The 3,713-nt window shown below is 57.3% G+C and carries 6 protein-coding genes; 2 read left to right on the forward strand and 4 right to left on the reverse strand.

The genetic code is table 11. The annotated features are described in order from the left end of the window. A partial coding sequence (locus JNN07_27265; GenBank protein MBL9171463.1) for a glycoside hydrolase family 97 N-terminal domain-containing protein occupies positions 1–620 on the reverse strand: 620 nt, incomplete at its 3' end. A gap of 595 nt (positions 621–1,215) precedes the next feature. Between JNN07_27265 and JNN07_27270 the strand changes: the two genes are divergently transcribed. Together JNN07_27270 and JNN07_27275 are read left to right on the forward strand one after the other, a co-directional pair. Next, positions 1,216–2,271, forward strand: coding sequence for a tyrosine-type recombinase/integrase (locus JNN07_27270; protein ID MBL9171464.1), 1,056 nt, complete (start codon positions 1,216–1,218; stop codon positions 2,269–2,271). A 10-nt stretch (positions 2,272–2,281) separates the two neighbouring features. After that, the gene (locus JNN07_27275; protein ID MBL9171465.1) at positions 2,282–2,587 is read left to right on the forward strand and encodes a hypothetical protein; all 306 of its coding nucleotides are present in this window, start codon (positions 2,282–2,284) and stop codon (positions 2,585–2,587) included. A 23-nt stretch (positions 2,588–2,610) separates the two neighbouring features. Here JNN07_27275 and JNN07_27280 read toward each other — a convergent pair whose 3' ends face one another. The 3 genes from JNN07_27280 to JNN07_27290 all read right to left on the reverse strand — a co-directional run. Next, on the reverse strand, positions 2,611–2,949 hold the full coding sequence (locus JNN07_27280) for a hypothetical protein (protein MBL9171466.1): 339 nt from the start codon (positions 2,947–2,949) through the stop codon (positions 2,611–2,613). After that, positions 2,946–3,329, reverse strand: a complete 384-nt coding sequence (locus tag JNN07_27285; protein MBL9171467.1) for a hypothetical protein — start codon at positions 3,327–3,329, stop codon at positions 2,946–2,948. Before JNN07_27285 ends, JNN07_27280 begins: the two co-directional genes overlap by 4 nt. Then, on the reverse strand, positions 3,289–3,713 hold a 425-nt coding region (locus tag JNN07_27290), incomplete at its 5' end, for a hypothetical protein (GenBank protein ID MBL9171468.1). The genes JNN07_27290 and JNN07_27285, both read right to left, overlap by 41 nt.

The following is a 3,713-nucleotide window of genomic DNA, read 5'->3' on the forward strand; positions in this document are numbered from 1 at the left end:
GCCGCCTCGGTGATGGCGGCATAGGTGCCGTCCTTCCAGGCCAAGGTCAGCGGCATGTCCAGGAGTTCGCCCTTTCGGACTCTGCTGAACTCGGTGCTGGTGACGCTATGTTCGTGGGAGGTTTTGAAGTTCTCCAAATACTGGATATGCGCGAGAGGATCGCCCATCGGAGAGAACGAAGTGGCTTCGTTGGTAATCGTGACCGAGGTCTGAGCACGTTCCGCCGGCAGTTCATAGCGCAGAGCGATCGCATCATTGTAACACCGGAACACCACGACCGTTCGGTGACCGGCCGCTGTGGCAAACTGGAACCGTGCTTCGTTGAAGCAATCTTCCGCGTCTTTCGATCGTCCATGCAATACTTGGATCCGCTGATTCCGCGTGCGGCGCGTTTCCTTCAAGACGCGTACTCCACTCATCAGGTCCCCCGCCTGCTTGGTTTGGAGACTCAGTTGGCAGTTGGAGAATAGGACTTTACCCTGGAATGATGCCGACCAGCTTGGAGTTGCCGTTGAACCCGGAACGGGAAGAGCGAACGAGGCATGAATTCGGCCGTCGGGTGAATCCAAAACGACCGGCTGAGCAAAGGCTCCAGCTATCCCGCCAGGGGAGGTGAGCAACCCTACATAGAGCGCGCATAATCGGAGCGCTGTGAGTATGGAACGCCTCCAGATCTCAGGGCAACCCGATGCGATCGAACGGCTAGGTGTCTCAGGGGTGGGCATTCAGTATTGGTAACGTGGGGGTTATGGCCCGACAAGGGTATTCGCGCCTCCACACCGCGCATAGGCATTGTGAGCGGCATGCCCAAAAAACGGCAGCTGGAGGTGGCAGAGGATTCTTTAGTTTCCCTGAGCCATCCGTGCACGCAGTGGCCTCTGGGGTTGTTGACTTCGCCCTAAGTTACGGGCACCAAAACGGGCACCAAATGGTTCAGTTGGGTTAGGTTGAGTTCAGATCAGTTAGCTTGATTTCCTTAATAAAATGAGACATTTTGGCCTCGTTCGAAGGTCGTAGGCGGACGATTCCGACCCTCGCCTCCATTTCCAACTGCGTGTGCAGTATCGGTTTAGGAGGTTTGGGAGTCCAAACGGACACCAAAACGGACACCATTTTTCCAATCCGTAAGAAGCTAGCGTAGTCCGGCGTAATCCGCCAGCTATCCGCTAACTCTTCGGATTCGGCCTCGTTTATTCTCGCGGTTGCGTGACAACTATGAAAACACGTTACCGTCTCATCTGCCGGGGAATCCGTGGTGGAGCCTACTACTGCGTGGACACTCAAACCGGGAAGCGCACCAGTCTGGGCACCACCAACGCCGATGATGCTCAACAGATCATCGACGCCAAAAATAATGCGCAACGCCAGCCGGTTTTGAACCTGCAAATTGCCAAGGCGTATCTGGCGGGCAGCGACAATGGCATCAAGACCCGCACCTGGCAGCACGCCATTGAAGCCCTGACCAACACCAAGCAGGGCGCGAATCAGCACCGTTGGAAAACCGCCGCGAAGGACAAGGCGTTCACCATGCTGCTGCCGCAGGTCATCATTGAAACCAAGGCCGAGACGATTTTGAAAGTCCTCCAAATGGGAACCGTCTCGACCAATGTTTATCTCCGGCGGTTGCACAACTTCTGCGTGGACATGAACTGGCTGCTGTGGCCGCTCGTGCCGAAACGCCAGTGGCCGGTCGTTGAATTCAAAGAGAAACGCAGCATCACACAGGCGGAACATCTGGCCATCGTCGCCCGCGAAAACAATCCCGAACGGAAAGCGTTCTACAAGCTCGCGTGGCATTTGGGCGCGTCGCAGTCCGATCTGGCGTTCCTCAATGCCGAGGATGTTGACTGGGACAACCACGTCATCAGCTACAAACGCATGAAGACCGGCACCATCGCCATCATGCGCATGGATGAAGACATGGAGGAAATCCTGCGCGACTTGCCGGGCAGCGGCCCCTTGTTCCCGTATCTGCGGACGGTTCGTTCGGGCGACCGGGCCACGGAGTTCAAACAACGCTGCGAAGGGCTGGGCATCAAAGGCGTGTCGTTGCACAGTTACCGCTACGCGTGGGCCGAACGCGCGAAAACCGCCGGTTACCCCGAGCGGTATGCGCAGGTGAACCTTGGGCACAACAGCAAGGCGATGGCGCGAGCCTATTCGCGCAAGGCTCCAGTAGAGATGCCGTCGCTGAGCGAATACGAACGGCAACAAAAGGCCATCACCACGAACCCGAAAACAACCCCGGCAGCACCCGCCGTTGCGGCATAAGGAGGTCATCATGCAAACCTGGCAAATCAAAGCTCTCGAACTGGAAGCATCGGCGTTGAAATACGTTGATGGATTTGTTCACGAACACGCGCTCTGGTTTCTAATGGGGATCATCTATCTGTTGGTGGCGCTTTTGGTGTGGGTGTTGAGTGGCGGGCTGCGGCGAAAATTGTTGCGAGGAAAACCCATGCCTCATGTTGCACCCGTCATCGTGGTTCATCTACCCATTAGACGCCCCACGCAAACGCCTGAACTGTTTAACCCGTTCCCGCCGCTCGGCGAGCCGCCGGACGGCGACGATTACTACCCGGACTAAAATTCATCGCCGCCAATCCAAGACTACTGGTGGTGGGCGTTCGCCAAGGGATGCCCGTTGCCGCTGGTCGTCTGGCGTGCCCGGCTATTCGCCGCGCGCTCGTTCTTGGCCTTCCATTTTTCCCGGAGGGCGTCGCTGGCTTTGGCCAGCCACTTGGGATCATTCCGCAAGGCTTCAATCTCAATGCTGGCGAAATACTTCACCGCGCTGGCTGGGGGACGCCCCAATGGTTTCAACAGGCCGAGGTTGACCAGAATGGGAATATGGTCCGGCTCGAATCCGAGCCGCCAGGCCGTTTCCGCCGGGGTGAGCCGCCCCGGCAGACAAGGCAAGGCCAGGATTTCTTTGCGTTCGGGATTCATGCTGACTCCTTGGTAAATGTGATGGTGACGGCGGCAACGTGGGTGTTCAACGTGGCGGTGAACCGCCGGTCAGCCGACTTCACAAATTTCAGTTCATACTTTTGGATTCTATCTTCCAGCCGTGTGAGGCCACTGCCAAGCACCGCAACATCGGCCGCAGCAAAATGGAGCAGCAGTATTTCGGGCGGCGCATCCGGCTTCGTTTCCAATGCTGGATTGGGAATCATCTCTGCATACAGGAGCTGGGCGTAAGGCAGCAGATAGCTGATGCCATCGTCGGCCAACACGTTGAGCGTGGCCACGTTCGGATCACTGCCAAAACAGGGGTTGTCGCGCGAGCTAGACGCGGAGGCTGCGGTGGGATTGGTGTTGCTGTTCATAAGTTGGTTCATGGATTTGTCCGATGGCCCGGCGCAGCGAAAGCCGCTGGCGGAATTGTTTCAAAAAGCGATGACCGCGCTGCATGACATTCAGGATGAATTTTCGGCGTTGGACTGACGGGACAACTTCCACCGCCGCGAGACGGGCGCTGGAACGGGTGACGTGCGAACGCAACATCTCGGCATCATCAGTGAACACCCGGCAGGCATCACGACCACGCGAGATGCTGACATAAAATTGTTGCTGGTTGATTGCCGGCAGTGAACGCGACGACGCGACGACCAGCACTTCATCCACGGTTTTGCCCTGGGCGGCGTGCGACGTGACGGCGTAGCCGTGAGTAAATGTGCGGTAGTTGTTCGGGATGACCCGGCCATCGGCAA

The organism is Verrucomicrobiales bacterium (assembly GCA_016793885.1).
Taxonomy (GTDB): Bacteria; Verrucomicrobiota; Verrucomicrobiia; order Limisphaerales; family UBA11320; genus UBA11320.

Bases quoted from the DNA above. Each gene is read 5' to 3' on its own strand.
- JNN07_27270 (MBL9171464.1), top strand. From the start codon at position 1,216: ATGAAAACACGTTACCGTCTCATCTGCCGGGGAATCCGTGGTGGAGCC.
- JNN07_27275 (MBL9171465.1), top strand. From the start codon at position 2,282: ATGCAAACCTGGCAAATCAAAGCTCTCGAACTGGAAGCATCGGCGTTG.
- JNN07_27280 (MBL9171466.1), bottom strand. From the start codon at position 2,949: ATGAATCCCGAACGCAAAGAAATCCTGGCCTTGCCTTGTCTGCCGGGG.
- JNN07_27285 (MBL9171467.1), bottom strand. From the start codon at position 3,329: ATGAACAGCAACACCAATCCCACCGCAGCCTCCGCGTCTAGCTCGCGC.